Origin of the sequence: uncultured Nonlabens sp. (genome assembly GCF_947495285.1) — a bacterium.
Lineage (GTDB): Bacteria > Bacteroidota > Bacteroidia > Flavobacteriales > Flavobacteriaceae > Nonlabens.
In genome coordinates, this window is the sequence record NZ_CANLXZ010000021.1 from 23,738 (window position 1) to 47,966 (window position 24,229).

Here is a 24,229-nt window from a genome sequence, read left to right on the forward strand (position 1 = left end):
TCATAGGATAGCTATATCCTGTTTTAATATTTCTTTTTAGGAGATATTCATTGTGTTTTCGCTTTCGCGAAAGCGCATAAACCATTTATTAACTGAATTAATACCACAATTAAATGATTAATAGAATCATTGATTTTTCAATCAATAACAAATTCATTATTGGGTTACTCACCTTTGCACTTATAGGTGCAGGGATATGGAGTATAACACAAGTACCTATAGATGCGGTACCAGATATTACAAATAACCAAGTACAGGTAATAACTCAATCACCTAATCTAGGGACAGAAGATATTGAGCAATTTGTAACCTATCCTGTCGAAATAGCGATGAGTAACTTGCCTAATGTTCAAGAGATACGATCTATATCTCGTTTTGGGCTATCAGTAGTTACCATCGTGTTCGATGACGATATCGGTACGTATTTGCCACGACAGTTAGTCGCAGAAAAACTGCCCGAAGTACAAGAACAAATACCAGCAGGATTTGGAGAACCAGCTATGGGACCTATATCTACTGGGTTGGGTGAAATTTATCAATATACGCTAGAGATAGATGATAAAATGCGTGATAAGTATACCGCAACAGAACTGCGTACGATGCAAGACTGGATTGTACGTCGCCAGATGTCTATGGTTCCAGGTGTGGTAGAAGTCAATGCCTTTGGTGGTAATCAAAAGCAATACGAAGTGGCTGTAGACCCCAACGAGCTGATAGCCATTGGTATCACAATTTCTGACGTTTTCTCAGCTTTAGAAAACAATAATCAAAATACGGGAGGTGCTTATATAGAGCGTAATCATCAAGCAAATTTTATACGTGGCGAAGGTCTAGCAAGAACTACTTCTGACATCGAGAATATGGTTGTAAAAACCATAAACGGTATTCCAATTAAGATTAAGGATGTGGGGACTGTAAATATAGGAAGTGCAGTAAGATATGGTGCGCTAACTAAAGACGGAAAAGGCGAAGCCGTTGGTGGTATGATTTTAATGCTTAAAGGAGCAAACTCTAACGAGGTTATTGAGAATGTGAAAACTCGAATGGAGCAAATTCAAAAATCTCTACCAGAAGGCGTGAGCATTGTTCCCTTTCTAGACCGAAGTGAGTTAATTGCAGAGACTACTGGAACGGTAACTGGTAATTTACTGGAAGGTGGTTTAATAGTCATTTTTGTTTTAGTTCTCTTATTAGGAAACTGGCGTGGTGGCCTTATTGTAGCCTCTACCATTCCGCTATCTCTTCTTTTTGCATTCATTTTGATGAACGTTTTTGATGTATGGGCAAACTTAATGAGCTTAGGTGCTATCGATTTCGGGATCATTGTTGATGGCTCTGTAATCATTGTAGAAGCCACAGTTTTCTTGATGTATTCCTACATAGTTAAAAAACAAGAAGTTGATAAGAGTAACGCTTTTGCGAAATCGGAAAACAGAAAATCACTCAACGATGAAATAGCGGCAAAAGCATCTAAAAAAATGATGAATGCAGCCTTCTTTGGTCAACTTATTATCCTTATTGTATTCCTTCCTATTCTCGCACTAGAAGGTGTTGAAGGTAAAATGTTTCAACCTATGGCGCTCACATTCATCTTTGCAATGATAGGTGCTATGATATTGTGTCTTACCTACGTTCCTATGGTTTCAGCGTTATTTCTTCGTGTGCCTAAAAATGATAAAAAGTCATACGGAGATAAATTTGTGCATTGGGTGGAACGTAAATATGAACCGTTACTTACTAAATCACTGAGTAAAGGAAAGGTAATCATAAGTGTTGCTGTTGCTCTTTTTGCGATTGCCATATTTGCCTTTACAAAAATGGGTGGAGAATTTATACCGCAATTAGATGAAGGTGATTTAGCATTTCACGCCATTTTAAAACCGGGAAGCTCACTTACTGAAACTATCGAAACCACAACAAAGATTGAACGTATTGTGAAATCTGAATTTCCAGAGGTAAAAACCATCATCAGCCGTATAGGTGTTGCAGATGTACCTACAGACCCAATGCCTATGGACATTGCAGATGTGTTTGTGATTTTAAAACCGAGTGATGAGTGGACATCAGCTAGTTCAAAAGAAGAACTGCTGGATAAAATGAAGGAAGCTGTGAGCATTGTGCCTGGTGTCAATTTTGAATTCACTCAACCTATAGAAATGCGATTTAATGAACTACTCACAGGTGTACGTGAAGACGTTGCAATTAAGCTTTTTGGCGAAGACCTAGATATATTAGCGAGCAAAGCTGAAGAGATGGGCAAAATTATTGCAAGCGTTCCTGGTGTGGCAGATATGAAGGTGGAAGCGATAGACGGCTTGCCTCAAATCACTGTAAACTACAATCGGAACAAACTGGCACAATATGGCTTAGAAATCAATCAGCTTAATAGTGTCGTACAGGCCTCATTTGCTGGTGGAAAAGCGGGAGTCATATTTGAAGGAGAAAAAAGGTTTGACCTTGTAGTGAGATTAAAAGCTGAAAACAGGACAAGTATCAATGACATTCAAAATCTATTCATCAATTTGCCATCAGGAGCTCAAATTCCTTTAAAGGAATTGGCAAATATCTCTTATGAACCTGGACCTATGCAAATAAGTCGTGATAATACAAATAGGAGAACATATGTAGGTATTAATATTAGAGGTCGTGATGTAAAATCTGTTGTAGAGGATATACAAGTAAGACTGGATGAGCAATTTGAATTACCGCCAGGCTATTTCTTGCGCTATGGCGGTGCTTTTGAGAATTTAGAACGCGCTAGTAATCGTTTACAAACTGTTGTACCTATTGCGCTTTTACTCATTTTTATTCTTATTTATTTTGCCTTAAAATCATTCCCACAAACGTTAATGATTTATCTTGCAATTCCTATGGCAACTATTGGTGGAGTGTTTGCCTTATGGCTTCGTGATATGCCATTTAGTATATCTGCAGGTGTTGGTTTTATTGTGCTCTTTGGAGTTGCAGTTCTTAATGGACTTGTTATGATAAGCGGTCTCAATGAGCTTAAAGAAGAAGGTGTTACTAATTTAAGAGACAGAATTGTAGAAGGTACAAAGCGCAGGATACGACCTATTATGCTTACCGCATTGACAGATATCCTTGGGTTTTTGCCTATGGCCATATCATCATCTGCTGGCGCTGAAGTACAACGACCACTTGCAACCGTAGTAATAGGTGGATTATTGACTTCTACTTTACTTACGCTCTTTATTCTTCCTATTTTTTATCAATGGGTAGAAAAGCGTTCAGAACGTAAAGTAAAACTCAATCCTAACTATGTAACTGCCACAGCAATTGTCTGTTTATTGTTTACCATACCAAGTGCAAAAGCGCAAGAAGTCGCGAGTAGAATGGACACAACTATTGTGCAGCAAGAGAGCTATCCAGAGATTGTACTAGATAGTGCTGTAACTATGGCAAGACAGAGCTACCCTTCATTGCAAACTGGCAAACTGGAAATACAACGTCAAAATGTGCTCAAGGCTAGTGCATATGATTTGGGAAGCACGCAACTTTTCACTGGTGGAGAAGAAATAGCGAGTGGTCAGGGAATTTATACATTAATAGGAATTGGACAGCAGAACATTGATTTACTAAGTATAGGCGCAAAAAAGCGATTGCAAAAACAACGTATTGCACTAGCTGAAGCCGCTTATAACCTTACAGAAATTCAAGTTACCCAAGAAGTGAAAAATTCTTGGTCAGAAGTTTTTCAGCAAAAACGTAAGATGAAGCTATATAAGGAGCTAGACTCTATTTATAGCCAATTTTCAAAAGCAGTCGAACTTAATCTGGAAGTTGAAGCTATTTCGCGATTAGAATATGCATCTGCAAAAAACCAGGCATTGCAAATTAAAAATAAGTATCAACAAGCGCAACGAGATTATACCATAGCATTACAGAAATTAAATCTCTGGTTAGGTTCAGAGATTATTTATACGGTGCCTGATGACTATCAATCTAATGTCCTTGGTTCCAATTTCAATAAGAATGTAAGTCAGCATCCAGAACTATTGCTTTCGCGGAAACGTGTAGAAGAAGCTGAGGCTAATTATGATGTAGCACGAGCAAACTTGTTACCTACATTTAATTTACAAGGTGGTATCCAGCAAGTAAATGGAAATAGTGGTTTTTATACCTATCAAGCAGGTATATCAATTCCTCTTTTTTCAGGTTCTGATAAAAGTCGAGCTAAAGCAGCAAAAATAGCGAGCCAAATGGTTACTGCTGACGCTGATTTTAAAGAGCGACAGATTGAATCGGAATATCAACAAGCATTGCAAGCTTATCAAAAGTGGGAAGAAGCTTGGCAATTTTACAAAAATGAATCCTTACCGCTTGCGCAAGAGCAACGTAAAGGAGCATTGCTCGCTTATAGAGAAGGTGCTGTAGATTATGCTGCATTTACACAGATTATTCGTGATGCTATACAAACAGAAATGGATGCGCTAGAAGCATTAGACCAGTATTTAACCGCATTATTCAAACTTGAATATTATACCTTATAAAAATGAAAAACTTAAAAATATATAAATGTATTGGGCTGTTATTGCTCGTTATAACAATGACAGCTTGTGGAGACACAAAAAACGAAACGTCTAAAAAAGGAGATGAACATTCGGAATCTGAATCTAAACATAGCGATGGTGAACATAATGAAGAAAATCACGCTGAAGACGAAGAAGTAATGTTAACTGCAAGACAGTACGAAGCCTTGCAAATGTCTATAGACACATTACAAACGCGCAGTATGAGTGGTTATATAGAGGCTAATGGACAGCTAGAAGTACCACCACAAAATGAGGCAACTATTACAACTGTAATAGGAGCAAATGTATTTTCTATCGAAGTTATAGAAGGAAATGAAGTTAAGAAAGGACAAGTTGTTGCCTACATATCACATCCTAATATTATTGAGAAACAAACGATGTATCTCAACGCATATAGTAATAGTCAGTTTCTCAAAAAATCATTCGATAGACAGAAAACACTTTACGATGCTGGTGTAGCTAGCGGTGCTAACTTTCAAAGTGCAGAAGCCGAATATAAAGCCTCTCTTGCGATGGTCAATGGTCTGGAAGCACAATTAAAGCAACTTAATATTAACGCTTCTGGTGTAAGAAATGGAACGATTTATCAACGTGTGGCGTTACGCAGTCCTATTGAAGGTTTTGTACAAAAAGTGGAAATAAAAACCGGTCAGTATGTAGAACCACAAACAGACTTAATGGACATAGTAAACACACATCACGTTCACGCAGATTTGATGGTTTTTGAAAAAGATGTCTATAAAGTTGAAAAGGGACAAAAAGTAACGTTCAACGTTCAATCCATTCCTGGGAAGCAACTCATAGCAGAAATTTACTCGATAAGTAAAACTTTTGAGGAAAAGCCAAAAGCACTACACGTGCACGCAGAAATAGAAAACAAGGCGGGAAACCTCATTCCTGGAATGTATATTCAAGGACGTATCCAAACGGATAATTCAACTACTATGGCATTTCCAGAAACTGCGATATCTATTGAAGGAGAAAAAGCTTTTGTGTTTAAAGCAATGAGAGAAGGTGATGACTGGAGCTTTGTCCCTGTAGAGATTATTACTGGAGCAAAAGATGGAGATTGGGTAGCTGTTAGCTTTTTGGAACCCAATAAAAAAGACGAGCAATATGCTATGAATAATGCCTATTACCTGATGGCTGAAATGAAAAAAGGCGAAGCAGAGCACAGCCATTAAAAAACTATCAAATGACAGAAATAGAAAAAACATTAGAAAATCATCAAGTACGTCCTACGGCGATGCGTATTTTGATTTATAAATACTTGGCTGAAAAGAAGATTGCGGTGGCGTTAACTGATATTGAGTATGCTTTCGCGAAAGCGGAACGTACCACATTATATCGTACACTCAAAACCTTTGAAGAAAAGAAGATCGTTCACCAAATAGATGACGGTACGGGAATTTCAAAATATGCTTTGTGCGAAAGTGGTTGCAACTGTGAGATTGAACAAGATTTACACTTGCATTTCCATTGTAACAATTGCAACGAAACTGTGTGTCTTACGGAACATAAAATTCCTCAAATTAAAGTACCTGATGGCTTTGTTTCAGAGAATGTAAACCTAGTCGTAAAAGGAATATGCGATAAATGCAGTGGTCAATAAATGCACTTCTGTTGCACTATTAATTGAACTACTTTTAATGAAATTTAAAGGATATGAGGTTTAATATTAAAATACCAAAACATTTAAAACAGGCATATAGTAAAGAGTTAGAGTTATACCGCAATAACTTAGAAATGGAAGAATTTGCTATTGCTTGGTATCACTTAGAAAGAAGTCACATTATAGGTCAATCGTATCCAATGGAGCATACCTATTCACATTGGTTAATGTTGAAGCTTGGGTTGATGCAAAAGAATACTAAAGAAGTATTTGGTCAAATAATTAGATTAATCGTTGGTGGTTGGAAGTCGTTTATTAATCACGTGCCACTAGGTAATACAGGAGGTTCAAATGTGCCACCATTAAAACCTATGCCTATGCCAAATGACATAATTAACTTATTCAATATCAAATGAAAAAGAAAAAAGTGAACTTAAGAGACATAGACGCGCAGAAACATTCTGGTGAGCACAGTCACGATGATGGACACAATCACAGCAGTCCAGAAAGTGTTTCAAAATTCAAGACGTATATACCTGCAATTTTCAGCTTTGTAATGCTTATGATAGGTATTGCAGTTGATTATTTTGACGCCTTACCATTTTTCAAAGGATGGGTGAGAATTGTATGGTATACAGTGGCGTATATTCCTGTTGGCTTTCCAGTAATTAAAGAAGGCTGGAACAGTATTAAGAATGGAGATTTCTTTACGGAATTCTTCTTAATGTCAATTGCGACTTTGGGTGCATTTGCGATAGGCGAGTATCCAGAAGGTGTGGCTGTGATGCTATTCTATGCTGTAGGTGAACTGTTTCAACAAGCAGCGGTTAACCGAGCAAAAGGAAATATCAAGGCATTACTTGATGTGCGCCCTAATGAGGCTTTGGTTTTTCGTAATGGTGATTTTATTTCTGTGAATCCTGAGACTGTAGACATAGGCGAAAAAATTCAAGTACGCGTAGGAGAAAAAGTGCCTCTTGATGGAATATTGCTTTCAGAGAAGGGTTCATTTAATACCGCTGCCCTTACCGGAGAAAGTAAACCAGATACCGTCCAGAAAGGAGCATCCGTATTTGCAGGAAGTATCAATCTTGATGGAGTTATTGAGGTAGAAGCGACAAAGGAGTTTAAGGACAGTTCTATTGCACGTATCCTAGATATGGTACAGAATGCAACAGCTCGTAAATCTAAAACTGAATTATTCATTAGGAAATTTGCTCGTGTTTATACGCCTATTGTAGTTTTCTTAGCGATAGGTCTCACATTACTTCCTTACTTTTTTGTAGATGATTACGTTTTTAGAGATTGGTTATATCGAGCTTTAATCTTTCTTGTAATCTCTTGTCCTTGTGCATTGGTAATCTCTATTCCGCTGGGATATTTTGGTGGATTGGGAGCAGCATCTCGTAATGGAATTTTATTCAAGGGAGCTTCTTTTCTAGACGCAATGACCCAAGTTAATACCGTTGTGATGGATAAAACTGGAACGGTAACTAAAGGTGTGTTCAAAATAAAGGAAGTTATAAGTGATTCCGCTTTCGCGAAAGCAGAATTTATGAAATACTTAATGGCAATGGAAGAGAAATCTACTCATCCCATTGCTAAAGCCATAATGGAATACAAAGCCGAAGGTGCCGACTATGATGCAACCGAAGTAACTGAAATCGCAGGAAAAGGATTGAAAGGAACCGTAAACGGGAAAACTGTGCTGGTAGGAAGCAAAGCTTTAATGACTTCAAATACTATAGACGTTCCATCAGAAACTGATAGTATTGTTGAATCCGTAGTGATGGTCGGAATTGACGGTAAATTTGCTGGTTATGTAACCATTGCAGATGAGTTGAAAGAGGATGCTCATCAAGCCATTAAAGAAATACGTGCGTCAGGTATTACTAAAATTATTATGCTATCGGGCGATAAAGATTCCATTACTCAGCAAGTAGCCAAAGAATTAGGTATTGATTGGGCAAAAGGTGGTTTGTTGCCAGAAGATAAACTTAACGAAGTAGAAAAACTCAAAGCACAACCAGATACAACAGTCGCTTTTATAGGCGATGGTATCAACGATGCACCAGTTTTGGCAACAAGTGATGTTGGTATGGCAATGGGTGGTCTAGGAAGTGACGTCGCTATAGAAACTGCAGATGTTATTATTCAAAATGACCAACCTTCAAAGATTGCACGTTCTATAAAAATAGGACGTTCTACCAGAAGTATCGTTTGGCAAAATATTGTTTTAGCATTTGGTGTAAAAATCATAGTTCTCATTTTAGGAGCTGGTGGTCTTGCCACAATGTGGGAAGCTGTTTTTGCAGATGTTGGTGTTGCCTTGCTTGCTATTTTAAATGCTGTTAGATTACAGAAGATGAAGTGGGAATGATATGAATTGTGATCACTTCTCATAAATACTCATCTCCTCATCAAAAATCGGACTGTCTACCGCAAGAAAATCCAGTACACTATGAAAAACGTTGTGCTGTGAGTGGTCTTGGTCTGTTTTAAGAGCTCTGGAACCGCCGGACTGCCAAACTATGAAAGGTATGTCTAATTGCTCTTTGGGTGCAAGGCTCGCCGGTATGCCGTGCATATAGAGGTTATTCTCTCCCAAAGACTCGCCGTGGTCTGAGATAAATAACATAGCAGATTGATACTCTTCAAGAGTCTGTAGGCGTGAGATGACGTTTGCAAGAAGGTAATCGGTATAGAGGATGGTGTTGTCATAGGCATTTATCAATTCTTGCTCAGTACAGTCGGCAAGTTCTACGCTTTTACACACTGGTGTAAAGTTTTCAAAAGCTTTAGGGTACTTTTTATAGTAAGTAGGTCCGTGACTGGTACTGGTATGCAGTACAATCAAGATTTTATCTTTTGTGCTGGTAATTATCTCATTCTCCAAATCATTGAGTAAAATCTCATCATAATCACAAATGCCACTATCACAATCAGTTCTAAGTTTTTGTTTGTTCTGGAAATTTGGTACAGTTACCTCTGGCTCTCCCCAGTTGGTTGTTTTCCATATCACATCAACACCGTTTCTGTACAAGTAATTAGGCAGTATTTCATAGAGCTTATTTGTGTTTTTATGTTCTAAAATACATTTGAGACCAGCCGTGGTATAAGTTGCACAAGATTGGGTTGTAAAATTATGTAGATTATCTATCTTGGATAGTAAAGGATTGGTCTCTTTACCATAACCATAGAGAGAAAAATTACTACTGCGTGCAGACTCTCCTATAACGAGCACTACTACAGACTTCGATGTGTTTTTAATCTTCGCATCTGGCAGTACGAGTTGCTTCTGGTTGCTCTTGTTTTTATGATTATAAAACCGCACGGTATTAACCACGTAGGACCACGGCATAACAAGACCACCCAAGGTTTTTGAATTTTTATCTACCCATAACCAGTTGGGCGAGTTTGCATAAGCAATGGTAAGTAATACAACAAGCGTCAAAAAAATGTGAATACAAAAGCGTTTTACAGACACATAGACAATTCCTATTTTGAAGAGGAAAAAGCTGGGTAAAACACCCAATAAAAAAAGGTATACAACTAACCCAATAGACATAAAAGCACTCGACTCTTCGTAGTTAGTGTTTACCACGTTGCCTATCATACTCCTGTCTAAAATAACACCATAGGTATTTATAAAGTAAATCGCGATAGCATTAATTATAAAAAACAGCGCAATGATCCCTTTACCTACCTTGCGAAGTACATATAAGCCTATATAAAAAACAAGCGCATTTAATAATAGCGCGCATAAAATGAGGCTTATTAAGAGTATAAAGCCATTTGCATTTAAAATGTCTAGACGAGAATTTACAAAGATGTAAAAGGGATAATGATAGAGCAAAACATTAATTGCACTGAATAAAAGCGCAAACAAAGGAAGTTTTATTTTTATATTTTTTAGAATGGGTGCGACCAAAATTAGGCAGATCAATGAGTTTAAACACTCTTTTTATCCCACCAATAATACATCTCAATTCTTAAGTAATTATTAAGCAGATTATCTTAAAACTTTAAATTCCCTTAAGAATCTCACGCTACATTTATTCTCTTAACTTTGTTATTATGAAATATCTAATTGCCGAAGATGAAAAGGAATTGCAACAATCCATTGCGACCTATCTAAGTCGTGAGGCAAATGTATGTGAGACCGCATCAGATTATCGGGAAGCATCTGAAAAACTGGAATTATACGATTATGATATCGTCGTGCTTGATATTAACCTCATTACAGGTAGTGGTCTTGAATTACTCAGAAAGCTAAAGGAGCAAAATAAGAAATGTGGCGTTATCATCATCTCTGCAAATAGCTCTTTAGATGATAAACTTGAAGGTCTAGATCTAGGTGCAGATGATTACATTACAAAACCCTTCCACCTTGCAGAGCTCAACTCTCGTATAAAAGCGGTTTTGAGACGTGGGCAGTTTGGAGGGAATGACTCGATCACATTTGAAGAGATACGATTAGACACCTTAGCACGTAGCGCTTATGTAAATGATAAGCCTATCACGCTTACGCGAAAGGAATATGACCTACTCTTATTTTTTATCACAAACCAAGGTCGCGTTCTTTCTAAAGCAATCATTGCAGAGCATCTTTGGGGCGATGATAGTGATTTGCTCGATAATTTTGATTTTATTTACGTACACATCAATAACCTGAGAAAGAAGCTCACTAAAGCAGGAGCAAAATATATACAGACCGCCTATGGTAGCGGTTATAAATTTATAGCAGATTAAAACAAAACCTCAAAATAAAACAAGACTACTCAATAAAGCTTCCAAAACTTTCTTGTGGACGAGCATTGTACTTTTATTAATCTCCGGTGTAATACTATTTATATACACTAAGCTATTGCTTAATAATGAGATTGAAGAAGAACTCTACTCTAACAAAGCCCGTCTGGAAAAATTACTTGAAGAAGATATATCTATCAAAGGAGTTCCGCCAATAATGGAGGTAGAACAAGTGCTCAAACCTGAAAAATTAAAAGTAAGTGATACCTTAATTTTTGATCCTTCACAAAATGAGATAGAACTCTTTAGACAGCTCTCAGAAACTCAGGAGATAAACGGAAACTATTATCGTGTGACTGTAAGGACGATGGTTATCGAGAGTGAGGATATACTATTTGCCATTGTATTTACTTTTGTAGGCATAGTATTTTTAGCTTTCATCTTCTTATTTTTCCTGAATAAATCGAGAAACAAAAAATTGTGGGAACCATTTTTTATTAATCTGGATAGGTTAAAGAACTTCTCTCTTAAATCTAATAAATCATTAAATTTTGAAGATTCTGAAATACTCGAGTTTCACGAGTTGTCCACAGAGCTAGAATTACTTACTTCAAAAATCCAGATAGACTACCGTAATTTAAAACAGTTTACAGAAGATGTGTCCCACGAGATGCAAACCCCACTTGCGATTATGCAAGCAAAGATAGATACAGTAATTAATGACGAGAGCACTAGTGAATCGCAATTTGTAAAATTTTCTTCCCTACAAGAAGATATACAACGATTAAAACAACTCAACAAAAAACTTATTCTATTAGCAAAAATTGATAACAATCAATTTGTAAATACCGAGAAGCTCAACATAAACAATGTATTTCAGGACGCTATCGAAAACCTAAAAGAACTTACAACTACAGAAATTAATTTTATTGATGGCAATACCATTAATGTAAAAATGGATAAGTCACTTGCAGTAGTCCTGTGCAACAACTTGTTGTCTAACGCAATTAAACATACTGCATCTAGAAATCCTATAACCGTAAGGATCAACAACAATGTAGCATTTGTTGAGAATAAAGGCGCCGTAGCACTCGCACGTCCAGATCAAATTTTTGAACGTTTTTATAAAGAAAGTAAGAAAGATGAATCTACAGGATTGGGACTTTCTATTGTAAAAAAGATTTGTGACTATTATGGTTTTGTGCCTTCATACCGCTTTCGCGAAAGCGAAAAACTACACATTTTCCAGATAGATTTTAACACTCAGCTTTAGGCAATACTTAGATTGTCTTCAAATTCTCTTTAGAAGTAGTAGCTACGTTTGTCAAAAATATAGCTGATGAATCTATTTAAAAAGAACCTTTTTTTCTTTTCCCTTTTACTCTTAATCTCATCTATTGTCGAGGCTCAAAACACGATTACTATAACTGGTCAGGTTTTAGAGCAAAGCACACAACAATCATTACCATTTGTAACGGTTGCGGTAAATGAAGCACAGACCAGTAAGACGATTACCGGCACCGTGACAGATGATACTGGGATTTTTACCATAACTGAGTTACCTACGGGCAATTATGTTATAGAGATATCATATATAGGTTTTGAGACTTTTCAGAAGAAAATCACAGCAGGTGGTCTCAACTCTATATTTGACCTTGGAAAAATTGAACTTAAAGAATCTGCCGAAGCTCTGGACGAAATCTCTATAATTGCCGAAAGAGCCACAGTAGCATCAGACCTAGACAAGAAAACATTTAGTCTTGATGATAACGTAGCACAATCTGGTGGCTCTGTACTTGACGCTATGAAAACAATGCCCGGTGTTGCATTTGACCAAGAAGGTAAGGTTGTTTTGCGTGGTAGCGATAAGGTTGTTGTGCTTATAGATGGGAAACAGTCTAGCCTTACAGGCTTTGGTAATCAAAAAGGACTTTCTAATATTCCCGCCGCAAATATTGAGCGTATTGAGATTATCAACAACCCGTCTGCCAAATATGATGCAAATGGTTTTGCTGGCATCGTAAATATCATTTACAAAAAAGAAAAGCAAACAGGTTTTAACGGCGATATAGGGTTGTCCTTTGGCCTTGGAGCTTTATCAAAGCGCAAGGAAGATACACCTACAGATTTCGGGAGTTTTTCAGTAAACCCTAAATTGATACCTAGCGTTAACCTTAATTATAGAACTAAGAAATTAAATTACTTTCTTCAGACAGAATTTATCGTGCAAGAGGCGTTGCCTAATAATGAATTTACGACACGTTTTTATGATGATGGCAGGACTATTATTTCACAAGTGCCAGAGAATCGCCGTCAGTTTCGCAGTATCATTACTGGTGGTGTAGATTATGAAATCAGTGAGAAGGATAATATTACCTTTTCCGGAATGTACGATCGTGAGAAGCATATAGATACTTCTCAAGTGGCATTTATAAATCTAAATAATAACATACGTAATAGGCTGTACACTTGGAAAGAAGAAGAGATAACAAGTTTTATAAACGCGTCTGTGGCCTATAAGCACGATTTTGCGCAAGCGGGACACTCACTATCTGCAAATGCTCAGTATACCAGAGGCCTAGAGGATGAAAGTTATTTTTTAAATGATAGCTCTGCCGTGCGAGTAGGTCGCGATATGACTAACATTAGAGCAATTGAACACACCACGAGTCTTTCTACAGATTATGCCAGAGCTTTAAGCAGTGGACGTATGGAAATAGGTGCCAAGGCACGCTTTAGACGCTTGCCTGTAGATTATACCATTATGCGAGGCAATGAATCTATCATATATCCAAATTTAGGAGACTTCTCAAAATGGAGCGAGAACCTATATGCAGTCTATGGAAATTATGTTCTGGAAAAAGAACGTTATGATATAGAGGCAGGTTTGCGAGCAGAACAAACTGAGGTATCTTATGAGCTCGATCCAGATAACATCTATTATGACACAAACGATAACTATGATTACTTTGAGCTGTTTCCTAGCGTGCGATTTACCTATAAGTTGAACGATAGAAATAAACTTTCAGCATTTTATAACCGCCGTGTAGATAGACCAGGAGAGCCAGAACTACGTATTTTCCCTAAATATGACGACCCAGAATTATTAAAAGTGGGCAACCCTTATTTACGACCTCAGTTTACCAATAGTGTAGAAGTTGCACATCGATACAGTTGGGGTTCTGGTTCATTATTTTCTGCGGTGTATCATCGTGAGATTAATGGAGCGTACCAGCGCATTTTTAGTATAGACGACAGCAATCCAGATTATGATATTGTAAACAGGATTTATCAAAATACGGGACACAGCACAAATACCGGTTTTGAAATACTGTATAGCCAGGATATTGCAGACTACTGGAAGCTTACCTCAAGTATAAACTTATACCGCAATGTTATAGACGCATTTACTGGTACTTTATTGTTTCCGTTTGAACGCTCATTTATAATAGAAAATACGACAGATGAAGCTGGAGACTTTAAGATTACAAACACGTTTACGCTACCTTGGGAACTCGAGGCTCAGATTACTGGTCTTTGGTACAGCGCTCGCAATATTCCGCAGGGAGAAGAACTTTCTAGGTCGTCCATAGATGTAGGGTTTAAAAAGAGTATTTGGGATAAAAAGGGAACCATAACCCTTTCTGCTACTGACCTATTTAATCGTTTTGGCCTGCGCCAGCGCATTAATGGGCAGGATTTTAGGGCACTCTATGAAAATTATTATGAAACCCAGATTATAAGAGCTGGGATCAATTATAAATTTTAGTGTGAGGTACGCTTTCGCGAAAGCTTAAAAACAACTTAAAATTTTCTTTAGAATATGTTTTTAGATTTAGATAACTTAATTAAAACCTGTCAGGGCTTATAGGCAAAACTACATTTTAGGTCAGAACATCTATTATTTGGATTAGCCATCATTTATGGGTAATAACCTAAATGAAAGTCCTGTAAAGGAAGGATCATCTTTGTGGTGACACGACGCACATCATCCTTCCTTTGTCAGGCACAACCTTAACAAATTCAAAGCTTTAAGATTGCCTTAGAATTTGAAACTACATTTAATATCATATTAATAAATGAGCTTTACAATGGATACAAAAGTTTTAAATAAGGTAGCAGAAATTACTGCGCTCTTCTGGGTTATGAAAATCATAGCCACTACGCTAGGCGAGACATTAGGAGATTTTATTGCGCAAACGTTGGGCTTGGGTTATACCGTCGGTATTTTCATTACGCTTGCATTTTTTGTAGTTGTTTTGGCCATCCAGTTATTTGCAAAAAAGTACGTCCCACTATATTTCTGGCTCGTTATTATTGCAACAACAACACTAGGAACGGAAATTTCTGACTTTATGGATAGAAGTCTAGGTTTAGGCTATACCTATGGTAGCTTGATTCTCGTCGTAGGACTTATTGGAACACTAGCATTGTGGTATGCTAAATTTAAAAACTTACAGGTGCATCCCATATTTAAGAGAAACAAGGAGATCTTCTTTTGGACTGCTGTGTTATTTTCAAATAGTTTAGGTACCGCCTTTGGAGACTATCTAGGCGATGTTGCGGGATTAAGTTATTTAGTGGGTGCGCTGGTCACGGCTTCTATCATTACTCTGGTTATCGTACTGCATTATTTTACTAAACTTAATCAGATAGCTCTGTTTTGGATTGCCTTCGTGTTTACGAGACCATTTGGTGCAACCTTTGGCGATTTTCTAACTAAACCTTTGGATAAAGGTGGACTGGACTTGGGTACTTTACCAGCAAGTATCATTTCTATTGTGCTGATGTCCATACTGATATACATTTCTCATAAACAGCATAAAATTAAAAATATACATCCTGTACTTTAGATTCTCTTCAAAATATCTTTAGAATCACAGCTTACATTTATCCTATAACTTTTAAAAAAAATATATTATGAAAAAAGCAATAATAGGAATAGGTCTCGTCTTTGTAGCCGTGGCAGCGCTGGCTTTTACCACCGCGACTAAAGACAAAGCGCCACAAGCGGTTAAGGACGCTTTCGCGAAAAAGTTCCCCACAGCAAAAAAAGTGGATTGGGAGAAGGAAAATGATAAAGAATGGGAAGCCGAATTCGAACTCGACAAGGTGGAATATTCTGCAAATTTCTTAGAAGATGGCACGTGGCAAGAAACAGAACACGAGCTTGAAATTTCTGAAGTACCACAAAATGTACTGAATGCGTTAAAGTCCAACTTCCCAAATTACGAACTCGAAGAAGCAGAGATGGCAGAAACTCTAGCTGGTATTCTTTATGAATTTGAGATTGAAAAAGGCAAAGAAGAGCTGGAAATTGCCATAGATGCAAATGGAAAAGTGGTTAAGCAATCATCGAAAGAAGATGAAGATGACGATGAGGATGAAGGTGATGATTAATGGTAGCGTTAGTTAAGTAGTTGATTGGTTAGTTTAAAATGCCTTGAACTTTTTAGTTCTGGGCATTTTTTGATTTAAACCAATCTATCTGCTCCTGCACACCTTCTTCAAGATTTACACTTGGTTTGTAATTTAATAGCCTTTGAGCCTTATCAATCACTGCTTTTGTGCGCAATTGGTCGCCACTACGAGCAGGTTTCATAATAATTTTAATTTCTGTATCGAGAAGTTTCTCTACAGCTTTGATCCCTTGTGCTGTAGTATATTCTTTATCTGTGCCCAAATTAATAACTTGTCCATCGACTTGTCCTTCTCCACCTATTACGCTCACGATACCATCTATTATATCTCTTATGTGGGTAAAACTACGTTTATGCTCTAGGCTTCCTTCAAAAAGGGGAAACGATCTCTCGTTTAAAGCACAGTCTATTAACTGGCTAAACATTTTATCAGGACGTTCTCTTGAACCATAAACTGAATATAATCGCAAAGAACAAGCAGGAAAATTGCCTAATCGAGACTGTGACATTACAATTTGCTCAGCAGCGAGTTTTGTCACACCATAATTTGAAATAGGTTTTGCCATTTGCTCTTCATCACAATAAACATCTATCCCATAAATGGAAGATGTACCTATGTTTACAAAAAGTTTAAGATCAAGATATTGACTGGCAAAATCTGCGAGGTTATGGGTGGCAATGACGTTATTAGATAAATAATCCTCAAAGGTGGATGAACTCGCAATACCAGGTTGTGCAGCACAATGAAAAATGTAATCTAAATCTGCGGGCAATGCCATCACAAGATGTTCTACCCTTAAATCGCGTTCTATGGTCTGAACACCTAGCGTTTTTAAAGTATGAGCATTCTCTCTTTTAAGATTTACGTCATAGTAACTGGAAAAATTATCTAACCCTATCACTTCGTGTCCCATTTTATGCAACCTCTCTGCTAAATGAGATCCTATAAATCCTGCAATACCAGTAACTAATATTTTCATCTTTCCTGTAAGTGAATTTTTTAATTTGATGTGGTCAAAGCACGTGCTACCTAGCTAATCGATCGCATATTACATTCTGATTCTAAAGGAAACTTAAAGATGTGCTTTTGGATAGCTCCACTTCAACTTAAAATTTGCTTTAGATTCTCTTACTACTCTTGTAATCTGAATAACCAGTACGCAACCCTAGAATGACCCAATCATTAACGATTATTGTTCCTGTTTACAATGAGCAAGACAACCTAAAAAGAGTTGAAAAAGAACTTTTAGAATACATAGAAATTGCTAAAATCCCTACATCAGTTCTTCTGGTAAATGATGGTTCAAAAGACGATAGCCTAAACATTATCAAAGAGATATGCCATTCAAACTCATCATTTCACTATCTCAACTTTGATAAAAATTATGGATTGAGTGCTGCGATAAAAGCAGGTTTTGACCACGCAACCACATCGCTTGTGGGATATATAGACTCAGACTTACAGACAGATCCCAAGGAATTTGACCTATTACTTGCACATATAGGTAAGGCAGATTTAGTTACAGGCGTTCGGTCTAAACGTAAGGATAGCTTTGTAAAGAATATGTCTTCAAAAATTGCAAACGGTATACGTCGCAGTTTTACCCACGATGGTATGGATGACACAGGTTGCCCGCTCAAGATTATTAAAACAGAGTATGCTAAGCGTATTCCTATGTTCAAAGGATTGCACCGCTTTCTACCAGCTATGATTTTGTTACAGAACGGTACGATTAAGCAAGTTCCTGTAAGCCACTTTGAACGTATCGCAGGCACGGCAAATTTTGGTGTGTGGAATAGATTGATAGGGCCGTTAATGGACTGCTTTGCTTATCTGTGGATGAAGAAAAAATACATCAACTATAAGGTAGCAGATAAGGGATGAGCACTTGGTTAATATATGCCATAGGCTTTACTGCCCAAATCCTATTTTCTGGACGCTCTATTTTACAATGGATCATTTCAGAAAAGAATAAGCGTGTTCTCACGCCGGTTCTTTTTTGGCAACTCAGCCTCATTGCATCATTTCTATTATTTGTTTACGGCTACTTACGCAATGACTTTGCCATAATGCTAGGTCAAACTCTTACGTATTTCATCTACATACGCAATATGCACTTGCAAGGGCAATGGACTAAATTTCCAAAAATCCTGCGCTGGTTTCTTTATCTATTTCCTTTTATCATACTATACATAGGCTATAACAATCAGGTATATGATAGAGTCCTATTATTTCAGAATGATGATATCCCATTCTGGTTATTGATGCTCGGTATCGTCGCTCAAGTAATATTTACGCTACGATTTGTCTATCAATGGTTCTATTCAGAAAAACGAAAGGAATCGTCGCTGCCTATGGGATTTTGGGTGCTCAGCCTTACAGGATCAATACTTATCCTTAGTTATGCGCTGTTGAGGCGAGATCCCGTGTTGCTAGTGGGTCACGCACTGGGTTCATTTCTCTACATACGCAACATCATCATTTTAAAAAAACAGCTATGAGATCTTACATTGAGAAATACCCTTATGTAACAATCCTTGTAATGTGGTGGTTCATATTCCTATCTCATTTAGGAACATTATATCCTAATATAATGGAGGCACGCAATTTTGTGACCGCACGAGAAATGCTCACACAAGGCAACTGGATGCTTACTACTATGGATGGTTTGCCACGTTATGAAAAGCCACCCTTACCTACGTGGCTCACAGCATTTTCAGGAGAATTATTTGGAATGGAAAACATCGCTGCCCTTCGTTTTCCCGCCGCACTCATTACCCTAGCACTCTTGTTTTTTATGCATACGCTTTCGCGAAAGCTTACTCAAAACAAAACCTATGCACTCATCACAACCCTTGTCTTGGGAACATCTTTCTATATCATATTTGCAGGGCGCAATGCGACTTGGGATATCTATGCACACGCTTTTATGTTTATGGGTATCTATTTCCTATATAATTTTTTTAAAAATACCAGACAAGCTTATAAAAATGCAATACTAGCAGGACTTTTTATAGGATTGTCATTTATGTCCAAAGGACCAGTTTCACACTATGCGCTTTTATTGCCCTTTTTAATTGCGTATGGGGTCGTCTATAAATTTTCAGGATTCAGAAAAAAATGGTTGCCATTAATCGCGATGCTTGTTATTATAATTGCGCTATCGTCTTGGTGGGGAATATACATCTATATGATGGATACCGCAGATGCCACACGCATCGCTACCAAAGAATCTAGCAGATGGATAGGCTACGAACTAAAACCCTTTTACTACTACTGGAGCTTTTTTACACAATCTGGTGTTTGGACAATTCCTGCATTTATCTGTTTGTTGTATCCGTATTTAAAGAACAAAGTTTCAAACTTGAAGGCATATCAGTTTGCGCTACTCTGGACTGTTGTGGCCGTAATATTACTATCCTTAATACCGACTAAAAAATCACGCTATCTATTGCCTGTTCTTATACCACTTGCGATGACGGTAGGTTTTTACATTCAATACCTTTTTAAAAATTTTGACACCACCACGAGTAAATGGGAGAAATGGCCAGTCTACTTTAATTACGGCTTGATTGGGACGATTGGCCTGATATTTCCTGTAGGAGCTTATCTGTATTTTGGTAATAAGCTTGATGGTTATTATTTGTTCTACATTTTATCATCTATTGCCTTATTTGGAACTGGCATTTTTATCTGGCACCATTTGAGTGTTCAGAAGTTTCCGCTGGTTTTTTATGGAACCGTTGCCTTTGTAATGTTTACAATTAACCTAGGCTTCCCATTATCCAATGCCTTATTAGGCAATCCTGATTACAAAGCAATTTCAAAATTAAATGATAGCCCAATTCCTGTTTATGTACTAGATGGAATGGCACCAGAACTAGTTTGGGATTATGGTAAGATTTCTGAGAGAAGGAGTGAAAATCAATTGGCGTCTAACGCCAGCAGTCAGCCTTTTGGAGTAATAACCTATCACACCAAAGAGAAGAATAAACTCGATTTCTTAAAAAAGGAATTTGATATTCTGAGCGTGGAGACCTTTGACCTAAACCCAATTGATATCTCCAGGCGGGCATATAAAAACAGGCTTAAGGCAGATTATTATATCGTCCAGCGCAAGCCTTGATCACTTTAGATTTCCTTTAGATTTTCTTCAAATTTCAAAAAGATTTCTGTCACATCTTTGAATCAACTTAAAAAACAAACTGCATATAGATACACATTTACTTTAATCAATAATCACGAACTGAATGTATATCCATTTGCCAAAATTAAAATCTCAGATTGTAGCTGCTACAATCGCCTTTGCACTTCTCTTTACTCAATTTGCCGTCGCTCAAGATACTAGCGAGACAAAACCGCAAGTGGGCACCACACAGAAAGTGGGCGATGTTATCTTATTCGCACTTCCAGCGGCTACGCTAGGAACAAGTTTCCTGATTGGAGATGAAAAAGGAGCGTGGCAATTTACTAAGGGATTACTACTCACTACAGGAGTGACCTATGGTCTTAAATTGGGAATCAATAAACAGCGCCCAGATATGAGTAATGATAACTCATTCCCATCTGGGCATACCTCTACAGTTTTTCATAGTGCAGGATATGTACATAGACGGTACGGTTTTAAATATGCGATTCCAGCGTACGCATTAGCAGGTTTTACTGCTGCTAGTAGGATAGACTCAAAAAAGCACGATATACTAGATGTTGTCGCTGGTGCTGCCATAGGTCTGGGCAGTAATTTACTCTTTACCACAGAATACCAACAGGAACATATGGAGCTTACCTACAGCAATTTTGAAGGGAATCATATGATTGGGTTTAAATACAAATTTTAAGAAGAAAGATATGTTCAGAAAAATTGTAATAGTCCTAGGCCTGATATTTTTCCCTCTCGCAATTAATGCCCAAGAGGATATAGACTCTCCGGCAGAAATACGAATGGAAACCGCTATTGAAAAAGCTGGAGATATAGGACAATTTGTTCCTATGGCAGCATCCATAACATTATTGCTAGTTAATGGAGATAAGGAAGGTGGATGGCAATATCTAAAAGGGTTCGGTGCAAATATGGGAGCCACCTACGCCTTAAAGTATGCAATAAATAAACCTCGACCAGATGGAGCAACAGATGGTCACGCATTTCCATCAGGCCATACATCATTTGCATTTCAGGGCGCGTCCTTTATCCAAAGGCGATATGGTTGGGGATATGGAATACCAGCCTACGCCATAGCAGGCTTTGTGGCATACAGCCGTGTTGAGGGTTTGAACGACAGACACGATTGGTATGATGTGACCGCAGGAGCCATTGTTGGAATCGCAAGTACTTATCTATTTACAACACCATATCAACGCGATCATTTTGAGCTTAGCTATTCATCGGCAAATGATACGCACCAAATAGGATTGACCTTTAAATTTTAAAGAAAGAGAAACTTTATGGTTTATAAAATAAACAGTAATAGTAACAGAATTCTATTTATTAAACAAGACGGTAAGATTAGCACTTTCGCCTGCAATCGTAGTTCTTCATCTGAATTTGCTGGAATAGTCTTCTCACCATCTGGAGAAACCTTATTTGCAAACATACAGGAGAATGGTCATACGCTTGCCATTACAGGTCCTTGGAACGCAATAATTTAAATATCAAACTATATTAAAATGGCTTTACAAAGAGAATTTAAAACACAAGGAGATTTCTTATTTAGAAACAGAAGTTATTTACCATTATTATTCTTAGCCACTGGCTTAGGGGTGTTTATTTATGGAGAATATATAGAACCATTCCACATTGAAGAAGGTGTAGATTATTATGAATTTATCTGTTTAGGCTTAAGCCTGATTGGTTTGTTCATAAGAGTTCATACAGTGGGACATTCTGCCAAAAATACTTCTGGTAGAAATACAAAAAAAGGTCAAATAGCAGATGAAATTAATACAACTGGGATGTATTCTTTGTTGCGTCATCCTTTGTACTTAGGCAACTTTTTTATGTGGTTGGGAGTAGCTATGCTCGCTGAAAACCTTTGGTTTACAATTGCTTTTATTTTACTCTACTGGCTATACTATGAACGTATAATGTATGCAGAGGAAAACTTCTTAATAGAAAAATTTGGAGATAGCTATCTAAACTGGGCGTCAAAAACACCGGCGTTTATTCCTGCATTTAAAAATTATACTAAGGCGAAATATCCCTTTTGTTTAAAAAAGGTACTTAAAAAAGAAAAAAATGGACTGGCTGCGATTTTCCTTTTGTTCTGGTTATTTGATTGGGTAGGTGCAGCTGTAGAAAATAGGTCTATCCAATTTGAAGTCAATTTCTGGTTTTATGCAGCCGTTGCAAGTACTGTTATATACCTCGTTCTTAAAATAATGAAAAAGAGAAATATGCTTAAAGAGTCAAATATTTAATCAATGAAAGGGACTTATATTTTATTGGTGTTAGTTTGTCTTTCACTAGTGGCAAATGCTCAAAGGAATAATAGCATCAAGGACTCAGTGAAGGTTCAGGCTAAATGGAAACAGTTTATTGTTCCAGCTGCATTAACGGGTACGGCGTTATTAATGACAAATAGCACTTTCGAAACAAATCTACAGGATCGTTTAGGAGGCAACACAACTACTTCAATAGATGATTACACTAGGTTTGCACCTGCGGCTCAAATGTATATTGCAGATATTGCAGGAGTACCGTCTAGGAGTCATTGGTTTGACCAAACCAAAAATTTAGGCATTTCATTGCTGCTTACTGATTTAGTTACTACGAGATTAAAACGAAGTATAGATAAGGAACGTCCGAGTGGAGCAAATAATAATGCATTCCCTTCAGCCCATAGCGCATACGCATTTACCACGGCAACTGTTTTGTATGAGGAGTTTAAGGATTCTAGTCCACTATTAGCTTATAGCGGTTATGGATTTGCCATAGCGACTGCTAGCTTAAGAGTAGTAAAAGATGCCCACTACGTTTCTGATGTTCTGTTGGGCGCTGGAATTGGGATCGCCATCGTAAAGGTCGTCTATTTGTTAGATCGCTATTTTGCTTGGAACCCATTTTTAAAAAATGAGAACATAGTAATTGCACCTATGGCAGGAAACAATGTTTATGGCCTTACTGGAGTTATAAAATTTTAGAGTGATGAATTTAGAAATAATAGAGAAAGTACGGGAATACTGCAAAAATATAATGGATCATAGTAGATGTAAACGCTTACAGTTCCATAATTGGCAACACACAAAAGACGTTGTCCAGAATGCTGAATATATAGCCAAAAACGAAAATCTATCTGAAGAGACGATTGAGGAGTTAATCATTTCATCATATTTCCACGACTTGGGAAATGCAGAAGGAGCAGCCGGTCACGAAAAGCTTAGTTGCGAGTTCGCTCAAGAATTCCTCACTAAAATAGGGTATGATGACCAACGTATTATAAATATTATCTACAATATAAGAGCAACAGAAATGCCACAGCAACCAGAGACTATTTCTCAAAAAGTAATCTGCGACGCAGACTTGGCTCATTTAGGCAAAACGAACTTCCTAACTAAGAACAGTAATCTTCGTAAAGAATGGGAAATGCATAGTGATATAACTTTTACAGATGAACAATGGGTCGCTATGAATTTGAGTTTTTTATCAAATCATTGTTTCCATACTGATTTTGCGAGGAAATACTACGAGAAGAATAAGCTGGAAAATATCCAAAAACTTAAATCCTATCAAACGGCTTAAATTCTAAGATTATTTAAGACGCTTGATCTTGAGATAATTAAGCTGATATCATCATTCAAAAAGTTCGAACTTTGTCCCGTTGAGTTCACAATTTTATATAAAACGCTTTGAACTAAATGTTTAAAGCGTTTTGTTTATTTACCTAAATCCTGTCATTAA

General features: G+C 37.3%; 21 protein-coding genes. 19 read left to right on the forward strand and 2 right to left on the reverse strand.

Annotation, left to right across the window (positions count from 1 at the left end):
- Positions 1 to 113 precede the first annotated feature (113 nt).
- Genes Q0838_RS09830 through Q0838_RS09850 form a run of 5 tightly spaced genes read left to right on the forward strand, consistent with a single transcriptional unit; the run spans position 114 to position 8,545 of the window.
- Positions 114 to 4,511 (forward strand): CusA/CzcA family heavy metal efflux RND transporter, encoded by a 4,398-nt coding sequence (locus Q0838_RS09830; protein ID WP_298954214.1) that lies wholly within the window; start codon positions 114 to 116, stop codon positions 4,509 to 4,511.
- 2 nt (positions 4,512 to 4,513) lie between these two features.
- Positions 4,514 to 5,737, forward strand: coding sequence for an efflux RND transporter periplasmic adaptor subunit (locus Q0838_RS09835; RefSeq protein ID WP_298954216.1), 1,224 nt, complete (start codon positions 4,514 to 4,516; stop codon positions 5,735 to 5,737).
- Between the two features lie 11 nt (positions 5,738 to 5,748).
- On the forward strand, positions 5,749 to 6,165 hold the full coding sequence (locus Q0838_RS09840) for a transcriptional repressor (RefSeq protein ID WP_042293777.1): 417 nt from the start codon (positions 5,749 to 5,751) through the stop codon (positions 6,163 to 6,165).
- A 53-nt stretch (positions 6,166 to 6,218) separates the two neighbouring features.
- Positions 6,219 to 6,581, forward strand: a complete 363-nt coding sequence (locus Q0838_RS09845) for a DUF3703 domain-containing protein (protein WP_298954221.1) — start codon at positions 6,219 to 6,221, stop codon at positions 6,579 to 6,581.
- On the forward strand, positions 6,578 to 8,545 hold the full coding sequence (locus Q0838_RS09850) for a heavy metal translocating P-type ATPase (protein WP_298954223.1): 1,968 nt from the start codon (positions 6,578 to 6,580) through the stop codon (positions 8,543 to 8,545). The genes Q0838_RS09845 and Q0838_RS09850 overlap by 4 nt, the downstream gene beginning before the upstream one ends.
- Positions 8,546 to 8,557: 12 nt before the next feature.
- Here the strand turns inward: Q0838_RS09850 and eptA are convergent, their stop codons facing one another.
- Positions 8,558 to 10,084, reverse strand: a complete 1,527-nt coding sequence (eptA, locus tag Q0838_RS09855) for a phosphoethanolamine--lipid A transferase EptA (RefSeq protein ID WP_298954286.1) — start codon at positions 10,082 to 10,084, stop codon at positions 8,558 to 8,560.
- A 158-nt stretch (positions 10,085 to 10,242) separates the two neighbouring features.
- Here eptA and Q0838_RS09860 point away from each other — a divergent pair, with 158 nt between their 5' ends.
- The 5 genes from Q0838_RS09860 to Q0838_RS09880 all read left to right on the forward strand — a co-directional run bounded on the left by Q0838_RS09860 (position 10,243) and on the right by Q0838_RS09880 (position 16,314).
- Entirely contained in the window at positions 10,243 to 10,917 is a 675-nt protein-coding gene (locus tag Q0838_RS09860) for a response regulator transcription factor (protein ID WP_298954225.1), read from the forward strand.
- A 115-nt stretch (positions 10,918 to 11,032) separates the two neighbouring features.
- Complete coding sequence (locus Q0838_RS09865; protein ID WP_298954227.1) at positions 11,033 to 12,187, forward strand: HAMP domain-containing sensor histidine kinase; 1,155 nt, start codon at positions 11,033 to 11,035, stop codon at positions 12,185 to 12,187.
- A gap of 66 nt (positions 12,188 to 12,253) precedes the next feature.
- Complete coding sequence (locus Q0838_RS09870; RefSeq protein WP_298954230.1) at positions 12,254 to 14,683, forward strand: outer membrane beta-barrel family protein; 2,430 nt, start codon at positions 12,254 to 12,256, stop codon at positions 14,681 to 14,683.
- Between the two features lie 322 nt (positions 14,684 to 15,005).
- Positions 15,006 to 15,767, forward strand: coding sequence for a hypothetical protein (locus Q0838_RS09875; protein WP_298954233.1), 762 nt, complete (start codon positions 15,006 to 15,008; stop codon positions 15,765 to 15,767).
- A gap of 67 nt (positions 15,768 to 15,834) precedes the next feature.
- Positions 15,835 to 16,314 carry a PepSY-like domain-containing protein gene (locus Q0838_RS09880; protein ID WP_298954236.1) on the forward strand — a complete coding sequence of 160 codons (480 nt, stop codon included), beginning with the start codon at positions 15,835 to 15,837 and terminating at the stop codon, positions 16,312 to 16,314.
- Positions 16,315 to 16,366: 52 nt separating this feature from the next.
- Here Q0838_RS09880 and Q0838_RS09885 read toward each other — a convergent pair whose 3' ends face one another.
- Positions 16,367 to 17,314, reverse strand: a complete 948-nt coding sequence (locus tag Q0838_RS09885) for an NAD(P)-dependent oxidoreductase (protein WP_298954239.1) — start codon at positions 17,312 to 17,314, stop codon at positions 16,367 to 16,369.
- A 191-nt stretch (positions 17,315 to 17,505) separates the two neighbouring features.
- On the opposite strand from Q0838_RS09885, the gene Q0838_RS09890 reads away from it, so the two are divergent.
- From Q0838_RS09890 to Q0838_RS09930, 9 genes are all read left to right on the forward strand, one after another.
- A complete protein-coding gene (locus tag Q0838_RS09890; protein WP_298954242.1) occupies positions 17,506 to 18,219 on the forward strand; it encodes a glycosyltransferase family 2 protein in 714 nt (237 codons plus the stop codon).
- Positions 18,216 to 18,836 (forward strand): lipid-A-disaccharide synthase N-terminal domain-containing protein, encoded by a 621-nt coding sequence (locus Q0838_RS09895; RefSeq protein ID WP_298954244.1) that lies wholly within the window; start codon positions 18,216 to 18,218, stop codon positions 18,834 to 18,836. The genes Q0838_RS09890 and Q0838_RS09895 overlap by 4 nt, the downstream gene beginning before the upstream one ends.
- Positions 18,833 to 20,461 (forward strand): glycosyltransferase family 39 protein, encoded by a 1,629-nt coding sequence (locus Q0838_RS09900; RefSeq protein ID WP_298954246.1) that lies wholly within the window; start codon positions 18,833 to 18,835, stop codon positions 20,459 to 20,461. The genes Q0838_RS09895 and Q0838_RS09900 overlap by 4 nt, the downstream gene beginning before the upstream one ends.
- A 136-nt stretch (positions 20,462 to 20,597) precedes the next feature.
- Positions 20,598 to 21,173 carry a phosphatase PAP2 family protein gene (locus Q0838_RS09905; RefSeq protein ID WP_298954249.1) on the forward strand — a complete coding sequence of 192 codons (576 nt, stop codon included), beginning with the start codon at positions 20,598 to 20,600 and terminating at the stop codon, positions 21,171 to 21,173.
- A gap of 10 nt (positions 21,174 to 21,183) precedes the next feature.
- On the forward strand, positions 21,184 to 21,762 hold the full coding sequence (locus tag Q0838_RS09910) for a phosphatase PAP2 family protein (protein WP_298954252.1): 579 nt from the start codon (positions 21,184 to 21,186) through the stop codon (positions 21,760 to 21,762).
- A gap of 15 nt (positions 21,763 to 21,777) precedes the next feature.
- A complete protein-coding gene (locus Q0838_RS09915; RefSeq protein WP_298954255.1) occupies positions 21,778 to 21,981 on the forward strand; it encodes an alkaline phosphatase PhoX in 204 nt (67 codons plus the stop codon).
- Positions 21,982 to 21,999: 18 nt separating this feature from the next.
- Entirely contained in the window at positions 22,000 to 22,749 is a 750-nt protein-coding gene (locus Q0838_RS09920) for an isoprenylcysteine carboxylmethyltransferase family protein (protein WP_298954258.1), read from the forward strand.
- Between the two features lie 3 nt (positions 22,750 to 22,752).
- A complete protein-coding gene (locus Q0838_RS09925; RefSeq protein WP_298954261.1) occupies positions 22,753 to 23,472 on the forward strand; it encodes a phosphatase PAP2 family protein in 720 nt (239 codons plus the stop codon).
- 4 nt (positions 23,473 to 23,476) lie between these two features.
- Positions 23,477 to 24,070, forward strand: a complete 594-nt coding sequence (locus Q0838_RS09930; RefSeq protein ID WP_298954263.1) for an HD domain-containing protein — start codon at positions 23,477 to 23,479, stop codon at positions 24,068 to 24,070.
- Positions 24,071 to 24,229: the final 159 nt, after the last annotated feature.